The sequence below is a fragment of the Bradyrhizobium sp. 62 genome, from assembly GCF_023073035.1.
Taxonomy (GTDB): Bacteria; Pseudomonadota; Alphaproteobacteria; order Rhizobiales; family Xanthobacteraceae; genus Bradyrhizobium.
Window position 1 is genome coordinate 18,501 of record NZ_JADPIT010000004.1, and the last position, 1,900, is coordinate 20,400.

Consider the following 1,900-nt stretch of genomic DNA (forward strand, 5'->3'; position numbering starts at 1 on the left):
CGAACGCGATTTGGCGAAGATTGATCATTGCCGTCTTGCGCCACGACTTCTGCTGAGGAGTTTGGGTCCCGGCCTTCGCCGGGACGACGTTGGGAGAGGTTGTCACCGGCGTTCCGATAGCGCAGCATCCAGCAATCAAGAAACGGCAGGGATGATTCATGGCGCGCGCGAAGAACGTTCTCTGGATCATGTGCGACCAGCTTCGTTACGACTATCTCGGCTGCACCGGCCATCCCAAGCTGAAGACGCCGAACATCGACGCCATGGCGAAGCGCGGCGTGCTGTTCAGCAAGGCCTATGTGCAATCGCCGATCTGCGGTCCCTCGCGGATGTCGTTCTACACCGGGCGCTACATGCGCTCGCACGGCTCGCACTGGAACGGCTGGCCGTTGCGGGTCGGCGAGCCCACGCTCGGCGATCACCTCAAGAAGCTCGGCGTGCGCAACGTGCTGGTCGGCAAGACCCACATGGCGCCCGATCTCGAAGGCATGAAGGCGCTCGGCATCCCGCCGGAATCGATGATCGGCGTGCACGTCGCCGAATGCGGGTTTGAGCCCTATGAGCGCGACGACGGCCTGCATCCAACGGGACGGCCGCGTCCGAAATACGACGAATATCTGCGCCAGCAGGGTTTTGATGCGCCCAATCCCTGGGAGCATTGGGCCAATTCCGGCGCGGCCGAGGACGGCTCGCTGCAAAACGGCTGGCTGCTCGTGCATGCCGACAAGGCCGCGCGCGTGCCGGATGAGCATTCCGAGACGCCCTACATGACGCGACGCGCCATGGACTTCATCAGCGAAGCGGAGACCGATGGCAGGCCATGGTGCCTGCATCTGTCCTACATCAAGCCGCACTGGCCCTACATCGCGCCCGAACCGTACGCCAGCATGTATTCGACATCAGACATGATTCCGGTGATCCGCTCCGAGCGCGAGCGGCAGAATCCGCATCCGGTGTTCGGCGCCTATATGGACATGCGCTACTCCCGCAACATGGCGCGCGACGATGCCCGCGAGAAGGTGATCCCGACCTATATGGGCCTGATCACCCAGATCGACGACCAGATGGGCGTGCTGATGAAGTTCCTGGAGGAGCGCGATCTGCTGGACACCACCATGATCGTATTCACCTCCGATCACGGCGATTATCTCGGCGATCACTGGATGGGCGAGAAGGATCTATTCCACGAGCAGTCGGCGAAGATTCCGTTGATTGTCATTGATCCCTCGAAGGAGGCGGATGCCACGCGCGGCACGCGCAACGATGCTCTGGTCGAAGCCATCGATCTCGCGCCGACCTTCGTCGACTATTTCGGCGGCAAGGTGCCGGGCCATATCCTCGAGGGACGCTCGCTGCTGCCGCTGCTGCGCGGCGAGACTCCGCCGGATTGGCGCAAGGTAGCGTTCTCCGAATACGACTATGTCATGCAGGACGTGCGGCTGAAGCTGAACCAGCCGATCGAACGCTGCCGCCTGTTCATGGTGTTCGACGGCTGCTGGAAATACATCCACGCCTCGGGCTTCCGCCCGATGCTGTATGACCTCGAAACCGATCCGGAAGAGTTTCTGGATCGCGGCGACGATCCCGATTGCGCCGGCATCATCGCGCGATTGCAGGCCGAGCTGTTCGACTGGGCGCTGCACCCGAACGACCACATCACCACGCCGCGCGAGAAGATCGCGGCCTATGCCGACAACCAGCTCCAGGTGAAGGGCGGCATCCTGATCGGCATCTGGGATGAGGCGGAGCTGGCGTCGATCAAGGACGGAATTGAACAGCGCGCGAAGCTGTAGGTGAGCGGAACGACGCTCTCTCGGCTCGCCGTGCCCGGGCTCGACCCGGGCATCCACGTCTTGCGTCAAGTGGCGGTGCACGTGGATGGCCGGGACAAGCCCGGCCA

At 62.7% G+C, this 1,900-nt stretch carries 1 protein-coding gene; it reads left to right on the forward strand.

Going from position 1 to position 1,900, the window contains the following annotated elements; translation table 11 throughout:
• The first annotated feature begins 158 nt into the window (after window positions 1-158).
• Window positions 159-1,793: an alkaline phosphatase family protein gene (locus IVB47_RS02620; RefSeq protein ID WP_247459670.1), complete on the forward strand. Its 1,635-nt coding sequence runs from the start codon at window positions 159-161 to the stop codon at window positions 1,791-1,793.
• Window positions 1,794-1,900 lie beyond the last annotated feature (107 nt).